A 16,623-nucleotide genomic window follows, 5' to 3' on the forward strand; every position below is an offset into this window, starting at 1 on the left:
CTGTATTGGTTAACCGAATTTTTCCACACCGAGACTGCGCCATGACCCTCTACGTCAATCTCGCCGAGTTGCTCGGCACGCGTATCGAACAAGGCTTCTATCGTCCCGGCGACCGGTTGCCCTCGGTGCGGGCGCTGAGTGTCGAACACGGGGTCAGCCTGAGCACAGTGCAGCAGGCCTATCGAGTGCTGGAAGACGTTGGTCTGGCGATGCCCAAACCCAAGTCCGGCTACTTCGTGCCCGTAAGTCGTGAACTGCCCGAGTTGCCAGTGGTTGGCCGGCCAGCCCAACGACCGGTGGATATTTCGCAGTGGGATCAAGTGCTGGAGCTGATCCGCGCCGTACCGCGCAAGGACGTAGTGCAACTGGGTCGCGGCATGCCGGACATCACCACGCCAACCATGAAGCCGCTGCTGCGCAACCTGGCGCGAATCAGCCGTCGGCAGGACATGCCCGGTCTGTATTACGACAACATCTACGGCACCCTTGAATTGCGCGAGCAAATCGCTCGCCTGATGCTCGATTCCGGTTGCCAGTTGAGTGCCAACGATCTGGTGATCACCACCGGTTGCCACGAAGCGCTGTCCACCAGTGTCCGCGCGATCTGCGAGCCGGGTGATATCGTCGCAGTGGATTCTCCGAGCTTTCACGGCGCCATGCAGACGCTCAAGGGCCTGGGCATGAAAGCCCTGGAAATCCCCACCGACCCGCTCACCGGCATCAGCCTCGATGCTTTGGAACTGGCGTTGGAGCAATGGCCGATCAAAGCCATACAGTTGACCCCCAACTGCAACAACCCGCTGGGCTACATCATGCCGGAGTCGCGCAAACGCGCGCTGTTGACGCTCGCACAGCGTTTCGACGTGGCGATTATCGAGGACGATGTGTATGGCGAACTGGCCTACACCTACCCTCGCCCCCGCACGATCAAATCCTTCGACGAAGACGGCCGCGTCCTGCTCTGCAGCTCTTTTTCCAAGACCCTGGCACCGGGCCTGCGTATTGGTTGGGTCGCACCGGGCCGTTATCTGGAACGGGTGCTGCACATGAAATACATCAGCACCGGCTCCACCGCGCCGCAACCGCAGATTGCGATTGCCGAATTTCTCAAGGCCGGGCACTTCGAACCGCACTTGCGGAAGATGCGCACGCAATACCAGCGCAATCGTGACGCGATGATCGACTGGGTGACCCGCTATTTTCCCGCCGGCACCCGGGCCAGCCGTCCGCAAGGCAGCTTCATGCTGTGGGTCGAACTGCCCGAGGGCTTCGACACCCTGAAACTCAATCGTGCGCTGCATGATCAAGGCGTCCAGATTGCGGTCGGCAGTATCTTTTCCGCCTCCGGCAAATACCGCAATTGCCTGCGGATGAACTACGCTGCCAAAACAACCCCGCAGATCGAAGAAGCCGTGCGCAAGGTCGGAGCGACAGCGATCAAACTACTGGCGGAAACCGACTGACCTTTCTTCGGGATGCGGCGTCCATATGCTAACCGCCACCATCCGGAATACGCTCCGTGAGAATCAGACAGCCCCTGCTTGCTCTTCTGTTACTCGCCTCGCTCCTTGGTGGCTGTACGACACTCAATGTCCCTCGCGAACCGAGCCAGGCCCTGCCGGCGGCCAATTCGGCGTTCGGCCGTTCAATCCAGGCACAGGCTGCCCCCCATAAGGGCCAATCGGGCTTTCGCTTGCTCTCCGATAGTGCCGAAGCCTTCACCGCCCGCGCCGAGCTGATTCGCAACGCTCAAAGCAGCCTCGACCTGCAGTACTACATCGTCCATGACGGCATCAGCACACGAATATTGGTGAGCGAGCTGCTCAAGGCCGCCGACCGCGGCGTGCGAGTACGGATTCTGCTTGATGACACCACCAGTGATGGCCTGGACCGGATCATCGCGACCCTTGCCGCCCACCCGAAGATTCAGATCCGCGTGTTCAACCCGCTGCACCTGGGCCGCAGCACCGTCGTTACGCGAACGATGGGCCGGTTCTTCAACCTGTCGCTGCAACACCGGCGCATGCACAACAAGCTGTGGGTGGCGGACAACAGCGCGGCGATCGTTGGCGGGCGTAACTTGGGGGATGAGTATTTCGATGCCGAGCCCAACCTGAATTTCACCGACATCGACATGCTCAGCGTCGGCCCGGTTGCAGAGCAGTTGGGACACAGCTTCGACCAATACTGGAACAGCGCCCTGAGCAAGCCGATCGAACAGTTTCTCTCGACCAAGCCGACAGCCAGGGATCTGAAAAATACCCGGACCCGACTGGACGAATCCTTGGAAGAAACGCGCAAACAGAATCACGCGCTTTATCGGCAGTTGATGGCCTACACCACTCACCCGCGCCTGGACGTCTGGCGCCGTGAGCTGATCTGGGCCTGGAACCAGGCGTTGTGGGACGCACCGAGCAAGGTGCTGTCCGACGGCGAACCTGACCCGCACTTGCTGCTGACCACCCAGTTGGAGCCCGAGCTCAATGGGGTCAGCCAAGAGTTAATCATGGTCTCGGCCTACCTCGTACCCGGCCAAACGGGGCTGGTTTACCTGACCGGTCGCGCCGATGCCGGCGTATCGATCAGTGTGCTGACCAACTCACTGGAAGCCACCGACGTACCGGCCACGCACGGTGGTTACGCGCCTTATCGCAAAGCCTTGCTGGATCATGGTGTACAGCTGTTCGAATTACGCCGCCAGCCCGGCGACAACGGTGATAGCGGCAGCGGACCGAGCCTGTTTCACAGCGGAAGCAACTCCTCCCATGGCTCCGACTCCAGCCTGCACAGCAAGGCGATGATTTTCGACCGACAGAAAGCCTTCATCGGCTCGTTCAATTTCGACCCGCGCTCGGTACTGTGGAACACCGAAGTCGGGGTATTGGTGGATAACCCGCAACTCGCCGGGCGAGTGCGCGAACTGGCACTGGAGGGTATGGCGCCTGCCCTCAGCTATCAGGTCCGACTGGAAAAGGGTCAGATCGTCTGGGTCACCGAAGATGACGGCAAGCAGCATACATTGACCAAAGAACCGGGAGGTTGGTGGCGACACTTCAATTCATGGCTCAGCAGCATGGTTGGCCTGGAGCGGATGTTGTAGATCCGCTCTGTGCAGCGCTCAGGCCGGTTCAGCAACCGTGCCAAACGCCCCTTGCCTCGACACCAGAATCACCAGCCCCAATGCGCCCGCAGCCATCAGCAACGGCAGGGCATGCCCGCTGATCCACTGGCTTCCGGCACCGGCCGCCAAGGGCCCGATCAGGCAACCAATTCCCCATAGCTGTGCGATATGGGCATTGGCCCGCACCAGCGCATCGTCGCGATAACGCTCGCCGATCAGGATCAGCGACAAGGTGAACAAACCGCCGGCACTGGCGCCAAACAACACCCACAGCGGCCAGATCAGTAGCGTGTCGATCAGCAATGGAATCGCCAGGCTCGACAGCAACAAGAGCATCGCACAGCCGGTGAATAACGTACGCCGCGACAAGCGATCAGCCAGGGCGCCAATCGGCAATTGCAGCAAGGCATCACCCACCACCACTGTACTGACCATCGCCAAGGCGATTTCCGTGGTGAAGCCCTGACGTAGGCAGTAGACCGGCAGCAAGGTCAGGATCATCGCTTCGAACGCAGCGAACAGCGACACCGCCCAGGCAATCGCCGGCAAGCCGCGGCAGAAGGTCAACAAGTCACCGAGGGTTACGCTGCAGGCTTCGCTGGTGGGTGCGCCACCGCGGCCCAGCAGCAGGAACGGTGACGTCATCAGCAAACCGACGCCGACCCAGAAGCCGTAATCGTGCTCGGTGCCCAACCCCCCCAACAGTAACGGCCCGGCCAGCTGACTCAGCGCATAGCTACTGCCATACAACGCCACCAGCCGACCACGCCATTGCTCGACCACCAGTTGGTTGATCCAGCTTTCACCGAGGATGAAGACGAGGGTCAGGATCACCCCGATCATCAACCGCAACACCAGCCAGACCGGGTAACTCGGCCACACGGCCAGCAAACCGATGGACACCGCCCCGGCCCACAGACACAAGCGCATCAGATTGGCTGTGCCCAGACGGGCCGCAAGGTGGCTGGAGATTTTCGCCCCCAGCAGTACGCCGATGGCCGGCATTGCCGCCATCACGCCGATCGCGAACGAGCCGTAACCCCAGCCTTCCAGACGCAGCGAGACCAACGGCATGCTGACACCCAAGGCCAGGCCGACACTCAAGACAGACGCCAAAACGGCGAAATAAGTCGCCCAACGCATGTTCCACGCTCCTGTGGATATTTTATGTGCAGCGCAAAACAGTGTGGGAGCGGGCTTGCCCGCGATGGCGTCTTAACATTCAACATCGAGGTTGGCTGTCAGATTGCTATCGCGGGCAAGCCCGCTCCCACAGAGGATCTGTGTCCTTCAGGAGCCCGATGTTCAATCGGGCTCCTTCACTGACTTACAACTTGATCCAGGTCGCCTTCAGTTCGGTGTACTTGTCGAACGCGTGCAGCGATTTGTCGCGACCGTTGCCGGATTGTTTGAAGCCACCGAACGGTGCGGTCATGTCGCCACCATCGTATTGATTGACCCACACGCTACCGGCACGCAAAGCCTTGGCGGTCAGGTGAGCCTTGGAGATGTCGGCGGTCCAGACTGCAGCGGCCAAGCCGTAAGGCGTATCGTTGGCGATCTGGATGGCTTCTTCAGCGCTGTCGAAGGTGATGACCGACAACACCGGACCGAAGATTTCTTCCTGAGCAATTTTCATCGCGTTGCTCACGCCATCGAAAATCGTCGGCTCAACGTAAGTGCCACCGGTTTCCTGAAGAATGCGCTTGCCGCCCACCACCAGTTTGGCGCCATCGGTGTGACCGGACTCAATGTAGGACAGCACAGTGTTCATCTGCTGGGTATCCACCAACGCACCGACATTGGTTGCCGGGTCCAGCGGGTTGCCCGGCTTCCAGGTTTTCAGGGCCTCGATCACCAGCGGCAGGAATTTGTCCTTGATCGAACGCTCGACCAGCAGGCGCGAACCGGCGGTGCAGACTTCGCCCTGGTTGAAGGCAATGGCGCCGGCAGCCGATTCAGCAGCAGCTTGCAGGTCCGGCGCATCGGCGAACACGATGTTCGGGCTCTTGCCGCCGGCTTCGAGCCAGACTCGCTTCATGTTCGATTCGCCGGAGTAGATCAGCAGTTGCTTGGCAATCTTGGTCGAACCGGTGAACACCAGGGTGTCGACGTCGTTGTGCAGGGCCAGGGCCTTGCCGACGGTGTGACCGTAACCCGGCAGCACGTTCAGCACACCTTTCGGGATGCCGGCTTCAACGGCCAGCGCTGCAATGCGAATGGCCGTCAGCGGCGACTTTTCGGAAGGCTTGAGGATCACCGAGTTACCGGTAGACAGCGCCGGACCGAGTTTCCAGCAGGCCATCATCAACGGGAAGTTCCACGGCACGATCGCACCGACCACGCCGACCGGCTCGCGAGTCACCAGACCCAGTTGATCGTGCGGCGTAGCAGCGACTTCGTCGTAGATCTTGTCGATGGCTTCACCGCTCCAGCTCAGGGCTTGCGCCGCGCCGGGAACGTCGATGTACAGGGAATCGCTGATTGGCTTGCCCATGTCGAGGGTTTCGAGCAGGGCCAGCTCTTCGGCGTGCTGCTTCAGCAGGCCGGCAAAACGAATCATGGTGGCTTTGCGTTTGGTCGGTGCCAGGCGCGACCAGGCGCCGGAATTGAAAGTGGCGCGGGCGTTGTCCACGGCACGCTGGGCGTCGGCGGCGTCACAGCTGGCAATCTTGCCCAGCAGACGGCCATCGACCGGGCTGATGCACTCGAAGGTCTCACCGGAGACAGCATCGGTGTATTCGCCATTGATATAAGCGCGGCCTTCGATCTTCAGATCGCGAGCCCGTTGTTCCCAGTCGGCACGAGTCAGGGTGGTCATTCGAGTGTCCTCCTCTTATTGAATACGAGTGCCCCGCGTTCTATGCGGGTGCTGTCAGGAATTCTGCCCGGCCAGCCTGCTTTTCGGCTCAAGGCAACCGTTACCCTAAACCAGCGGCCGGTGAAGTTTCAATATATTTGACACAAGGCTGGCAAACGGCCTTGCGATGTTCATTTTAATAAACATAGACTTTCAATTTTCCAGCGCAATCACGGGGGAATACCAGCATGAGCATTCAGGATATCGTCGATTTCAGCCAGGCCAACACCCAGCCCGATCGTTATCGGCCCGACCCGGCGAAAGTCCTCAAGGGCGACCCCGAGCAAGCGGTGTACAACCATTACAACAGCCCGTGTGGCCAGATGAGTGCAGGTGTTTGGGAAGGCGAAGTCGGCCAGTGGCTAGTGAACTACACCGAGCACGAATACTGCGAAATCGTTCAGGGGGTTTCAGTGCTGCGCGACGGCGATGGCAACGCCAAGACCCTGCGCGTGGGCGATCGCTTCGTGATTCCGGCCGGTTTCAAAGGCACCTGGGAAGTACTGGAGCCGTGCCGCAAGATTTACGTGGTGTTTGAACAGAAGGCCTGAAAACTTGCGCTGTTTGAACCGGCCCCATCGCGGGCAAGCCCGCTCCCACAGGGACCTGTGTCGACCACAAAACCTGTGGGAGCGGGCTTGCCCGCGATGACGCCCTGACAGACAACACAAAACCCACAGGCAACAAAAAAGGCCCGTATCTCGCGATACAGGCCTTTTTCGTAAGAGAGAAAAATCAATTACTTGATTTTGCCTTCTTTGTAGATCACGTGCTTGCGAACAACCGGATCAAATTTCTTGATCTCGATTTTGTCCGGAGTAGTGCGCTTGTTCTTGTCGGTAGTGTAGAAGTGACCAGTACCGGCGCTCGAAATCAAACGAATCAATTCACGCATGATTAGCTCCCTTAGATCTTGCCAGCTTTGCGGATTTCGGCCAGCACGACAGTGATGCCACGCTTGTCGATGATACGCATGCCTTTGGCAGATACGCGCAGACGCACGAAACGTTTCTCTTCTTCAACCCAGAAGCGGTGATGCTGCAGGTTCGGCAGGAAACGACGACGGGTTTTGTTGTTTGCGTGGGAAATGTTATTCCCAGTCACCGGACCCTTACCGGTAACTTGACAGACTCTCGACATGCCTCAGCCCTCTAAAACCACATGCCCAACCCGGCATGGGTTGGCCGCTTAATCTCTCAGTCATTTGGCGCCAGGCGCCGCGTTTCTTTAGAGGTCTTACCGGCTACACCTACAGTGAAGGAACCGGGCCCCTAGAAAAGAGCGCTGCTTTATACCAGAAAGACTAGAGAGCAACAACAACCGGTGTGCATTGAGTTGATAAAAACCCGGTTTTGCGGGCGCCGAGTGCCTTGGATAAAGGCTGTGCCCGAGAACGACCGCTCGTCGTAGAGAATCAGCTAACGGGCCAATTCAGGGTTTCCTCAACCGCCACTCACCGAAAACAATCGCCCATACTCCCCTTAAAACGAAAAAGGGGATAGTCATTTGCAAAAGAGCCCACTAGGGTAAGCCTTTTCCAGACTGCACTTGCAGATGGGCCTTCGATCTGTAAAGGAATCCGACCATGCGCCTCGCTGCCCTACCGCTGCTGCTCGCCCCGCTTCTACTGAGCCCCCTGGCCCATGCCGCTGCCCTGAGCGTCTGCACTGAAGCCAGCCCGGAGGGGTTCGACGTGGTGCAATACAATTCGCTCACCACCACCAACGCCTCGGCCGATGTGCTGATGGACCGCCTGGTGGACTTCGACACGGCCAGCGGCAAAGTGGTCGCCAGCCTGGCGGACAGCTGGGAAGTCACGCCCGACGGCCTGACCTACGTCTTCAAATTGCACCCGCAGGTGAAATTTCACCGCACTGAATACTTCAACCCGACGCGTGACCTGACCGCCGAAGACGTGAAGTTCAGCTTCGACCGCATGCTCGACCCGGCGAACCCATGGCACAAAGTCGCACAGAGCGGCTTCCCGCACGCCCAGTCGATGCAGTTACCGGCGCTGATCAAGAAGATCGACGCATTGGACCCGCTTACCATCCGCTTCACCCTCGATCACCCGGACTCGACTTTCCTGCCCACCCTGAGCATGGGTTTCGCCTCGATCTATTCGGCCGAGTACGCGGACAAACTGCTGAAGGCCGGCACCCCGGAAAAACTCAACAACCAGCCGATCGGCAGCGGCCCGTTCATCTTCACGCGCTTCCAGAAAGACGCCTCGATTCGCTACAAGGCCAACCCGGATTACTTCCGTGGCAAGCCATCGGTAGACCCGCTGATCTTCGCCATCACTCCGGACGCCAACGTGCGCTTGCAGAAATTGCGCCGCAACGAGTGCCAGATCGCCCTGTCGCCCAAACCGCTGGACGTACAGGCCGCGCTGAAAGAGCCGACCCTGAAAGTCGAAAAGACTGACGCCTTCATGACCGCCTTCGTTGGTATCAACAGCCAGCATCCGCCGCTGGATAAGCCTGAAGTACGCCAGGCGATCAATCTCGCGTTCGACAAGGCCAACTACGTCAAAGCCGTGTTCGAAGACACCGCCGAACCCGCCAACGGTCCGTATCCGCCCAACACCTGGAGCTACGCCAAAGGCTTGCCGGGCTACCCGCATGACGTCGAAAAGGCCCGTGCATTGATGGCCAAGGCCGGGCTCAAGAGTGGCTTCCAGACCACTATCTGGACCCGCCCTTCCGGCAGCCTGCTGAACCCCAATCCGAGCCTCAGCGCACAATTGCTTCAGTCTGATCTGGCGGAAATCGGCATTCAGGCCGAGATTCGCGTGATCGAGTGGGGCGAGCTGATTCGCCGCGCCAAGGCCGGCGAGCATGACCTGCTGTTCATGGGCTGGGCCGGCGACAACGGCGACCCGGACAACTTCCTCACGCCGCAGTTTTCCTGCGCGGGGCTCAAATCCGGCACCAACTTCGCCCGCTACTGCAACCCGGACCTGGATAAACTGATCAGCGCCGGCAAGACCACTGGCGAGCAAGGTGTACGCACCAAGCTCTACGAGCAGGCCCAGACGCAGATCCAGCAACAGGCGTTGTGGCTGCCGCTGGCTCACCCAACGGCCTTTGCGCTGACACGTAAGGATGTGCAGGGCTATCAGGTCAGTCCGTTCGGCCGACAGGACTACTCGAAGGTCAACCTCAAGTAATCAGCGCCGACACAAAACCTGTGGAAGCGGGCTTGCCCGCGATAGCGGACTTTCCGGCGACAACTATGTTGAATTTGCCGACGCCATCGCGGGCAAGCCCGCTCCCACAGGGACTTACTTAGCTCTGTATCCCTCGCTCACATCCACCCATACTCGGCCATGGACAGCGGATCGCCGTCACCGACAATGAAATGGTCGAGTACCCGCACATCGATCAGGTCCAGCGCCTCTTGCAGGCGCTTGGTCAGCACTCGATCGGCTTGACTGGGGTTGGTGTTACCCGACGGATGGTTGTGGCAGAGGATCAGTGCGGCAGCATTGTGGGCCAAGGCACGCTTGACCACCTGCCGTGGATGGACACTCGTGCTGTCGATCGAGCCACGAAACAACGCTTCAAAGGTCAGCACTTGATGTTTGGAATCCAAAAACAGACAGCCGAACACCTCGTGCGGCTCGTGTCGGAGCATCGACTTCAGATAATCACGAACCGCCTGCGGATTTTCCAGCGCCGTTTTTTGGCGAGCACGTTCGGCCAAATGCCGCCTGCCCATTTCCTGCGCCGCTTGCAACTGAGCGAATTTCGCTGGCCCGAGCCCCAACTGCCTGCTGAACGCTGCCTGATCGGCCTCGAGCAGTGAACGCAGGCTACCAAACTGATTCAGCAGATGTCGCGCCAGATCCACCGCGCTTTTGCCGGACACGCCGGTTCGTAAAAAAATCGCCAGCAGTTCGGCATCCGAAAGGCTCGCCGAGCCCAACTCCAGTAACCTCTCCCGCGGCCGCTCCGCCGCCGGCCAATCGCGAATACTCATAACACCTCCCTGGAATGTGGGCGCCGCTGTTCCGTAGCGGTCGCTGTGATATCGTAGCCCATCTTTTTTGCTGGCGAATTCATCCCTGGGGAGGGGGTATCGCCAAGCAGTCATCAACGAAATGAAAGGCAGACCTATGCAGCGGCTGTATCGGAAACGCATCGTTCTGGGCGTCGGCGGCGGCATTGCTGCCTACAAGAGCGCCGAGCTGGTTCGCCGCCTGATCGACCAGGGCGCCGAAGTGCGCGTAGTCATGACCCGTGGTGGCAGCGAATTCATTACCCCGCTGACCATGCAGGCGTTGTCCGGGCATCCGGTCCATCTCGATTTGCTGGACCCGGCGGCCGAAGCCGCGATGGGCCACATCGAGCTGGCCAAATGGGCCGACCTGGTGCTGATCGCTCCCGCCACCGCGGACCTGATCGCCCGTCTGGCCCAAGGCATTGCCGACGACCTGCTGACCACGCTGGTGCTGGCCACCGACGCAGTGGTCGCGGTCGCCCCGGCGATGAACCAGGCCATGTGGCGCGACCCGGCGACCCAGGCGAACCTGCAAACCCTCGAAAGCCGTGACCTCAAGGTCTTCGGCCCAGCCTCCGGCAGCCAGGCCTGCGGCGACGTCGGCATGGGCCGCATGCTCGAAGCCACCGACCTAGTCCAGTGCGCGGCAGATTGCTTCCAGCGCCAGGCGCTGACCGGTAAACACGTGCTGATCACCGCCGGCCCGACCCAGGAAAACATCGACCCGGTACGCTACATCACCAACCACAGCTCCGGGAAAATGGGCTTCGCCCTGGCCGAAGCTGCGGTAGAAGCCGGCGCCCGCGTGACCCTCATCACAGGTCCCGTGCACCTGCCGACCCCGGATCGTGTCACGCGCATCGATGTGGTCAGTGCCCGCGACATGCTCGCGGCCTGCGAAGCGGCGATCCCTTGCGACCTGTTCATCGCCTCTGCTGCGGTCGCGGACTACCGTCCGGAAGTCGTCGCCCCACAGAAACTCAAGAAAGACCCTACGAACGGCGACGGCTTGTTGCTACAGATGGTCCGCAACCCAGACATCCTGGCCACCATCGCCACCCGTCCCGACCGTCCGTTCAGTGTCGGCTTCGCCGCCGAAACCGAACACCTGCTCGATTACGCTGCCCGCAAGTTGAAAGACAAGAACCTCGATCTGATTGTCGCCAACGACGTCGCGAACCCGAGCATTGGCTTCAACAGCGAAGAAAACGCCTGCAGCGTGATTGACCGCGAGCTGCACGCCACGCTTTTCGCCCAGACCAGCAAGAGCAAAATCGCTCGCCAGCTGATCACTTTTATCGCCGATCGTCTGAACCAGGTTTAATTTACATGCACGCTTTGCAAGCCAAGATCCTCGACCCACGCATTGGTACCGAATTCCCGCTGCCACAGTACGCCACGCCTGGTTCCGCCGGCCTCGACCTGCGCGCCATGCTGGAAAAAGACACCGTCATCAAGCCGGGCGAAACCCTGCTGATTCCGACTGGCCTGTCGGTGTACATCGGCGATCCGGGCCTGGCGGCCTTGATTCTGCCGCGCTCCGGCCTGGGCCATAAACACGGCATCGTGCTGGGCAATCTGGTCGGTTTGATCGACTCCGATTACCAAGGCCCGCTGATGGTGTCGTGCTGGAACCGTGGCCAGACCGATTTCAACATGGTGGTAGGCGAACGCCTGGCCCAATTGGTGCTGGTACCGGTGGTTCAAGCGCATTTTGAAATGGTCGAAGAGTTCGTCGAAACCCAGCGCGGCACTGGCGGTTTCGGCCATTCGGGCAGCCACTGATCATCGGCATTCAGGCTGGGAGCCCTGCCCGACCTGACCTGCCCTCTGCATTTTAAGGATGAAAATTGCACAGTCGTCATCTGGAAGGTTTACCACTGAAAATCAAGGCATTGGCCGGCCAATTGCTCGCCGATGCTGATGGCATGGCCTTTTCACACCACGAACTCTCGGTGGAAAACACCGTCATACCCTTCAGTTTGAGCCTGCCGGCGAGTTTTTCGCCGACAGGACCAGCCACTTTCAAAATGGAGCATTCCTACAGATGAGCACCCAAGCCCAAGTCGCACCCAAGTTCCCCGACAGCATCTTCCGCGCCTACGACATTCGCGGCACCGTGCCGGAATTCTTGAACGCTGAAACCGCTTATTGGCTTGGTCGCGCCATCGGCTCCCAGAGCCTGGCCCAGAACGAACCCAACGTATCCGTCGGCCGCGACGGTCGCCTGTCCGGCCCGGAACTGGTCGAGCAACTGATCAAAGGCCTGGCCGACAGCGGTTGCCACGTCAGCGACGTCGGCCTGGTGCCAACCCCTGCGCTGTATTACGCCGCCAACGTACTGGCCGGCAAATCCGGCGTAATGCTCACTGGCAGCCACAACCCGTCGAACTACAACGGCTTCAAGATCGTCATTGCCGGCGACACGCTGGCCAACGAACAGATCCAGGCCCTGCACGAACGCCTCAAGACCAACAACCTGAGCAGCGGCAAGGGCAGCATCACCAAGGTCGAGATCCTCGACCGCTACAACACTGAAATCGTCCAGGACATCAAACTCGCCCGCCGCCTGAAAGTGGTGGTCGATTGCGGCAACGGCGCGGCCGGTGTGATCGCCCCGCAGCTGATCGAAGCCCTGAACTGCGAAGTCATCCCGCTGTTCTGCGAAGTCGATGGCAACTTCCCGAATCACCATCCGGACCCGGGCAAGCCTGAAAACCTGGTCGACCTGATCGCCAAGGTCAAGGAAACCAACGCCGACCTGGGGCTGGCTTTCGACGGCGACGGTGACCGTGTAGGTGTCGTCACCAACACCGGCAGCATCGTCTTCCCTGATCGCCTGTTGATGCTGTTCGCCCGCGACGTCGTGGCGCGCAACCCGAACGCGGAAATCATCTTCGACGTCAAATGCACCCGTCGCCTGATTCCGCTGATCAAGGAATACGGCGGTCGTCCACTGATGTGGAAAACAGGTCACTCGCTGATCAAAAAGAAAATGAAACAATCCGGCGCCCTGTTGGCCGGCGAAATGAGCGGGCACATCTTCTTCAAGGAACGCTGGTTCGGTTTCGACGACGGTATCTATGCCGCCGCGCGGCTGCTGGAGATCCTCAGCAAGGAAAAATCCACCGCGGAAGAGCTATTCGCGACCTTCCCGAACGATATTTCTACGCCAGAGATCAATATCCATGTGACCGAAGAGAGCAAATTCAGCATCATTGATGCACTGCACGATGCGCAATGGGGTGAAGGCGCCGACCTGACCACCATTGACGGCGTGCGTGTCGACTATGCCAAAGGCTGGGGCCTGGTTCGCGCCTCCAACACCACACCGGTGCTGGTGCTGCGCTTCGAGGCCGATGACGAGGCTGAATTGCAGCGCATCAAGGATGTGTTCCACGTCCAGCTGAAACGCGTTGCACCTGATCTCCAATTACCGTTTTGATCTTTTGAAGCACCCGGAGCCCTGAATGACCCTCGAACGCGAAGCCGCCGCCAACACCGCCAAGGTCCTGTCCGAAGCGCTGCCTTACATTCGCCGCTATGTCGGCAAGACGCTGGTGATCAAATACGGCGGCAACGCGATGGAAAGCGAGGAGCTGAAAACCGGCTTCGCCCGCGACATCGTGCTGATGAAAGCCGTGGGCATTAACCCGGTGGTAGTTCACGGTGGCGGCCCGCAAATCGGCGACCTGCTCAAGCGTCTGTCGATCGAGAGCCACTTCATCGATGGCATGCGCGTGACTGACGCGCAGACCATGGACGTGGTGGAAATGGTTCTCGGCGGCCAGGTCAACAAGGACATCGTCAACCTGATCAACCGTCATGGCGGCAGCGCCATCGGCCTGACCGGTAAAGACGCCGAGCTGATTCGCGCGAAAAAACTCACTGTTACCCGTCAGACGCCGGAAATGACCCAGCCGGAAATCATCGATATTGGCCATGTGGGCGAAGTGGTCGGCATCAACACCGACCTGCTGAACCTGCTGGTCAAAGGCGATTTCATTCCGGTGATCGCGCCAATCGGCGTCGGCGCCAACGGCGAGTCATACAACATCAACGCCGATCTGGTGGCCGGTAAAGTGGCCGAAGCGCTGAAGGCTGAAAAGCTGATGCTGCTAACCAATATCGCCGGCCTGATGGACAAGTCGGGCACGGTTCTGACCGGCCTGACGACTCAACAGGTCGACGACCTGATCGCCGACGGGACTATCTACGGCGGCATGCTGCCGAAGATTCGCTGCGCTCTGGAAGCGGTACAAGGCGGCGTGGGCAGCTCGTTGATCATCGATGGTCGGGTGCCGAACGCGATTCTGCTGGAAATCTTCACCGATACCGGTGTGGGCACTTTGATCAGCAATCGCAAGCGTCACTGATTCAAACCTTAAAAAGATCGCAGCCTTCGGCAGCTCCTGGAACGGCGGATTTTCGGATGTACGAAAACCCTGTAGGCGCTGACGAAGTCTGCGATCTTTTTTATGCGCGCAGGAAACGCCTGACCTGACTAAGCGAAACATCCGACATCGCGAAGGAAGCAATCTGCATAGGATCTCCCCGTACCCACAGGAGAATTACCCCATGCAAAAAGACTATGTCCCCTATGGCAGTGATGTTTCACCTGGCACCCATGCCTGCGTCGATTGCGGTCATGAGTACTCGAACCAGGCCAAGACCTCGATGCCGCCGTGCCCGCAAATCCGGAAAACCCCACACACCCGTCATGGCTGGAAAACTCTTACAGGTCAGGGCGATGCCGCTATTGATCCGTACCCAGAGAAAGCCAATAAACCCGTGGGGATCAAAAAGGCCGAGACACTCAGCACCAGCAAAAAATAATCCTGACGGACTGAGCCATGTAGATCTCGTTCACGATCGACGCCCAGACGTCATTAAGACTGCGCTGACAAAAAAGACCCCGCTCAGACTGGCTGAGCGGGGTCTTTTTTTGCTTTCGATCCCTGTGACAATCCACCTTGTGTGGCGAGGGAGCTTGCTCCCGCATGAGTGCGCAGCACTCACAGGGGTTATGGTCAGACGCCGAATTGGGCGCGGTAGGCTTCAACTGCCGGCAGGTGTTGCTTGAGCTGGGGATCGTCCGCCAGGAACTCGAGAACCTGGTTCAGCGAAACAATGCTGATCACCGGGATGCCGAAGTCACGCTCCACTTCCTGGATGGCCGACAATTCGCCGTTGCCACGCTCCTGACGATTCAGGGCGATCAATACGCCCGCGGCTTTGGCGCCGTCCTGGGAAGCGATGATCTGCATCACCTCGCGGATCGCCGTGCCTGCGGTAATCACGTCGTCGATGATCAGCACGTCGCCGGTCAATGGCGCGCCAACCAGGCTGCCGCCTTCGCCGTGGGCCTTGGCTTCCTTGCGGTTGAAGCACCATGGCAGATCTCGGCCATGATGTTCGGCCAGCGCCACGGCGGTAGTCGCCGCCAACGGGATGCCTTTGTAAGCCGGGCCGAACAGCACATCGAACGAAATACCGCTCTCGACGATGGCTGCCGCGTAGAAACGCCCCAGCTGCGCCAGGGCAGAACCGGAGTTGAAAAGGCCGGCATTGAAGAAGTAAGGACTGGTGCGCCCGGACTTCAGGGTGAACTCACCGAAGCGCAAAACGCCACGATCAATGGCAAAACGAATGAAGTCGCGCTGATACGCTTGCATGAAAAAAACCCCAAATACCACGGATTTAGCTAATTAGGTAGACGCCGTGTATCATACCCGCACGCGATTTTTGGGGCCACTTATGCGGATCATCAGTGTGAACGTCAATGGGATTCAGGCTGCAGTCGAGCGTGGTTTGCTCAGTTGGCTGCAAGCACAGAATGCCGACGTCATCTGCCTGCAGGACACCCGCGCCTCCGCCTTTGAACTGGACGATCCAGCCTTCCAACTGGATGGCTACTTCCTTTATGCCTGCGAAGCTGAAGTTCCCGCCCAAGGTGGCGTGGCTTTGTACTCGCGGTTGCAACCGAAGGCAGTCATCAGCGGTCTCGGCTTCGAGACGGCCGACCGCTACGGGCGTTACCTGCAAGCCGATTTCGACAAGGTCAGCATCGCGACCTTGCTGCTCCCTTCGGGGCAGAATGGCGATGAAGACTTGAACCAGAAGTTCAAGCTAATGGACGACTTCGCCCGTTATCTGGATAAACAGCGACGCAAACGTCGCGAGTACATTTATTGTGGCTCGCTGTACGTGGCGCAACAGAAGCTGGATATCAAGAACTGGCGCGACAGCCAGCAATCCCCGGGCTTCCTGGCACCTGAGCGTGCCTGGATGGACGAGATTGTCGGCAACATGGGTTATGTCGATGCCCTGCGCGAAGTCAGCCGTGAAGGCGACCAGTACAGCTGGTGGCCGGACAACGAACAGGCCGAGATGCTTAACCTGGGCTGGCGTTTCGACTACCAGTTGCTGACCCCAGGCCTGCGCCGCTTCGTACGCAGCGCACGCCTGCCACGTCAGCCACGGTTCTCGCAGCACGCCCCGCTGATCGTAGACTACGACTGGACGCTGACGATCTAGGTTTCGCTGACACGAAAACCTGCTGACCCGGTTGACGAAAATGCCCGTATCTTGCGATACGGGCATTAATGAGATGGTCACCCCCACACCCTGCGAGGGC

General features: G+C 59.4%; 16 protein-coding genes and 1 pseudogene. 11 read left to right on the plus strand and 6 right to left on the minus strand.

Going from position 1 to position 16,623, the window contains the following annotated elements:
- The first annotated feature begins 41 nt into the window (after nt 1-41).
- Together MMG91_RS27810 and MMG91_RS27815 are read left to right on the plus strand one after the other, a co-directional pair.
- Entirely contained in the window at nt 42-1,463 is a 1,422-nt protein-coding gene (locus MMG91_RS27810) for a PLP-dependent aminotransferase family protein (RefSeq protein WP_305447416.1), read from the plus strand.
- Between the two features lie 56 nt (nt 1,464-1,519).
- The gene (locus MMG91_RS27815) at nt 1,520-3,100 is read left to right on the plus strand and encodes a phospholipase D family protein (protein ID WP_305447417.1); all 1,581 of its coding nucleotides are present in this window, start codon (nt 1,520-1,522) and stop codon (nt 3,098-3,100) included.
- Between the two features lie 18 nt (nt 3,101-3,118).
- Here MMG91_RS27815 and MMG91_RS27820 read toward each other — a convergent pair whose 3' ends face one another.
- The gene (locus MMG91_RS27820; protein ID WP_310661341.1) at nt 3,119-4,264 is read right to left on the minus strand and encodes an MFS transporter; all 1,146 of its coding nucleotides are present in this window, start codon (nt 4,262-4,264) and stop codon (nt 3,119-3,121) included.
- Nucleotides 4,265-4,448: 184 nt separating this feature from the next.
- On the minus strand, nt 4,449-5,942 hold the full coding sequence (locus MMG91_RS27825; RefSeq protein ID WP_310661342.1) for an aldehyde dehydrogenase: 1,494 nt from the start codon (nt 5,940-5,942) through the stop codon (nt 4,449-4,451).
- Nucleotides 5,943-6,169: 227 nt separating this feature from the next.
- Here MMG91_RS27825 and MMG91_RS27830 point away from each other — a divergent pair, with 227 nt between their 5' ends.
- Complete coding sequence (locus MMG91_RS27830; RefSeq protein ID WP_038980750.1) at nt 6,170-6,532, plus strand: cupin domain-containing protein; 363 nt, start codon at nt 6,170-6,172, stop codon at nt 6,530-6,532.
- Between the two features lie 188 nt (nt 6,533-6,720).
- On the opposite strand, the gene rpmG is transcribed toward MMG91_RS27830, so the two are convergent.
- Nucleotides 6,721-6,876, minus strand: a complete 156-nt coding sequence (gene rpmG / locus MMG91_RS27835) for a 50S ribosomal protein L33 (protein WP_007894709.1) — start codon at nt 6,874-6,876, stop codon at nt 6,721-6,723.
- A gap of 11 nt (nt 6,877-6,887) precedes the next feature.
- Nucleotides 6,888-7,121 (minus strand): 50S ribosomal protein L28, encoded by a 234-nt coding sequence (gene rpmB / locus MMG91_RS27840; protein WP_007894701.1) that lies wholly within the window; start codon nt 7,119-7,121, stop codon nt 6,888-6,890.
- A gap of 445 nt (nt 7,122-7,566) precedes the next feature.
- Here rpmB and MMG91_RS27845 point away from each other — a divergent pair, with 445 nt between their 5' ends.
- Nucleotides 7,567-9,153, plus strand: a complete 1,587-nt coding sequence (locus MMG91_RS27845; RefSeq protein WP_310661343.1) for an ABC transporter substrate-binding protein — start codon at nt 7,567-7,569, stop codon at nt 9,151-9,153.
- 137 nt (nt 9,154-9,290) lie between these two features.
- On the opposite strand, the gene radC is transcribed toward MMG91_RS27845, so the two are convergent.
- Nucleotides 9,291-9,965 (minus strand): RadC family protein, encoded by a 675-nt coding sequence (gene radC, locus MMG91_RS27850; RefSeq protein WP_305503828.1) that lies wholly within the window; start codon nt 9,963-9,965, stop codon nt 9,291-9,293.
- Between the two features lie 136 nt (nt 9,966-10,101).
- Between radC and coaBC the strand changes: the two genes are divergently transcribed.
- From coaBC to MMG91_RS27880, 6 genes and pseudogenes are all read left to right on the plus strand, one after another.
- Entirely contained in the window at nt 10,102-11,310 is a 1,209-nt protein-coding gene (coaBC, locus tag MMG91_RS27855; RefSeq protein WP_305449878.1) for a bifunctional phosphopantothenoylcysteine decarboxylase/phosphopantothenate--cysteine ligase CoaBC, read from the plus strand.
- 5 nt (nt 11,311-11,315) lie between these two features.
- Complete coding sequence (gene dut, locus MMG91_RS27860; RefSeq protein WP_007894692.1) at nt 11,316-11,771, plus strand: dUTP diphosphatase; 456 nt, start codon at nt 11,316-11,318, stop codon at nt 11,769-11,771.
- A gap of 65 nt (nt 11,772-11,836) precedes the next feature.
- Nucleotides 11,837-12,037 (plus strand): hypothetical protein, encoded by a 201-nt coding sequence (locus MMG91_RS27865; RefSeq protein ID WP_310661344.1) that lies wholly within the window; start codon nt 11,837-11,839, stop codon nt 12,035-12,037.
- A gap of 17 nt (nt 12,038-12,054) precedes the next feature.
- Nucleotides 12,055-13,431, plus strand: a pseudogene (locus MMG91_RS27870) (phosphomannomutase/phosphoglucomutase); the annotation flags it as partial.
- A 25-nt stretch (nt 13,432-13,456) separates the two neighbouring features.
- The gene (argB, locus tag MMG91_RS27875; RefSeq protein ID WP_007894690.1) at nt 13,457-14,362 is read left to right on the plus strand and encodes an acetylglutamate kinase; all 906 of its coding nucleotides are present in this window, start codon (nt 13,457-13,459) and stop codon (nt 14,360-14,362) included.
- A 202-nt stretch (nt 14,363-14,564) separates the two neighbouring features.
- The gene (locus MMG91_RS27880) at nt 14,565-14,822 is read left to right on the plus strand and encodes a hypothetical protein (RefSeq protein ID WP_310661345.1); all 258 of its coding nucleotides are present in this window, start codon (nt 14,565-14,567) and stop codon (nt 14,820-14,822) included.
- Between the two features lie 194 nt (nt 14,823-15,016).
- On the opposite strand, the gene pyrE is transcribed toward MMG91_RS27880, so the two are convergent.
- The gene (gene pyrE, locus MMG91_RS27885; RefSeq protein ID WP_007894680.1) at nt 15,017-15,661 is read right to left on the minus strand and encodes an orotate phosphoribosyltransferase; all 645 of its coding nucleotides are present in this window, start codon (nt 15,659-15,661) and stop codon (nt 15,017-15,019) included.
- Between the two features lie 82 nt (nt 15,662-15,743).
- On the opposite strand from pyrE, the gene MMG91_RS27890 reads away from it, so the two are divergent.
- A complete protein-coding gene (locus MMG91_RS27890; RefSeq protein ID WP_007934608.1) occupies nt 15,744-16,523 on the plus strand; it encodes an exodeoxyribonuclease III in 780 nt (259 codons plus the stop codon).
- Nucleotides 16,524-16,623 lie beyond the last annotated feature (100 nt).

It is taken from the genome of Pseudomonas sp. JL3, assembly GCF_031570575.1.
Lineage (GTDB): Bacteria > Pseudomonadota > Gammaproteobacteria > Pseudomonadales > Pseudomonadaceae > Aquipseudomonas > Aquipseudomonas cucumis.

What these genes read in the sequence shown, in the direction of transcription:
- MMG91_RS27880 (WP_310661345.1), top strand. Translation starts at nt 14,565, where the DNA reads ATGCAAAAAGACTATGTCCCCTATGGCAGTGATGTTTCACCTGGCACC.
- MMG91_RS27810 (WP_305447416.1), top strand. Translation starts at nt 42, where the DNA reads ATGACCCTCTACGTCAATCTCGCCGAGTTGCTCGGCACGCGTATCGAA.
- MMG91_RS27890 (WP_007934608.1), top strand. Translation starts at nt 15,744, where the DNA reads ATGCGGATCATCAGTGTGAACGTCAATGGGATTCAGGCTGCAGTCGAG.
- MMG91_RS27830 (WP_038980750.1), top strand. Translation starts at nt 6,170, where the DNA reads ATGAGCATTCAGGATATCGTCGATTTCAGCCAGGCCAACACCCAGCCC.
- MMG91_RS27820 (WP_310661341.1), bottom strand. Translation starts at nt 4,264, where the DNA reads ATGCGTTGGGCGACTTATTTCGCCGTTTTGGCGTCTGTCTTGAGTGTC.
- pyrE (WP_007894680.1), bottom strand. Translation starts at nt 15,661, where the DNA reads ATGCAAGCGTATCAGCGCGACTTCATTCGTTTTGCCATTGATCGTGGC.
- rpmG (WP_007894709.1), bottom strand. Translation starts at nt 6,876, where the DNA reads ATGCGTGAATTGATTCGTTTGATTTCGAGCGCCGGTACTGGTCACTTC.
- argB (WP_007894690.1), top strand. Translation starts at nt 13,457, where the DNA reads ATGACCCTCGAACGCGAAGCCGCCGCCAACACCGCCAAGGTCCTGTCC.
- MMG91_RS27825 (WP_310661342.1), bottom strand. Translation starts at nt 5,942, where the DNA reads ATGACCACCCTGACTCGTGCCGACTGGGAACAACGGGCTCGCGATCTG.
- rpmB (WP_007894701.1), bottom strand. Translation starts at nt 7,121, where the DNA reads ATGTCGAGAGTCTGTCAAGTTACCGGTAAGGGTCCGGTGACTGGGAAT.
- dut (WP_007894692.1), top strand. Translation starts at nt 11,316, where the DNA reads ATGCACGCTTTGCAAGCCAAGATCCTCGACCCACGCATTGGTACCGAA.
- coaBC (WP_305449878.1), top strand. Translation starts at nt 10,102, where the DNA reads ATGCAGCGGCTGTATCGGAAACGCATCGTTCTGGGCGTCGGCGGCGGC.
- radC (WP_305503828.1), bottom strand. Translation starts at nt 9,965, where the DNA reads ATGAGTATTCGCGATTGGCCGGCGGCGGAGCGGCCGCGGGAGAGGTTA.
- MMG91_RS27845 (WP_310661343.1), top strand. Translation starts at nt 7,567, where the DNA reads ATGCGCCTCGCTGCCCTACCGCTGCTGCTCGCCCCGCTTCTACTGAGC.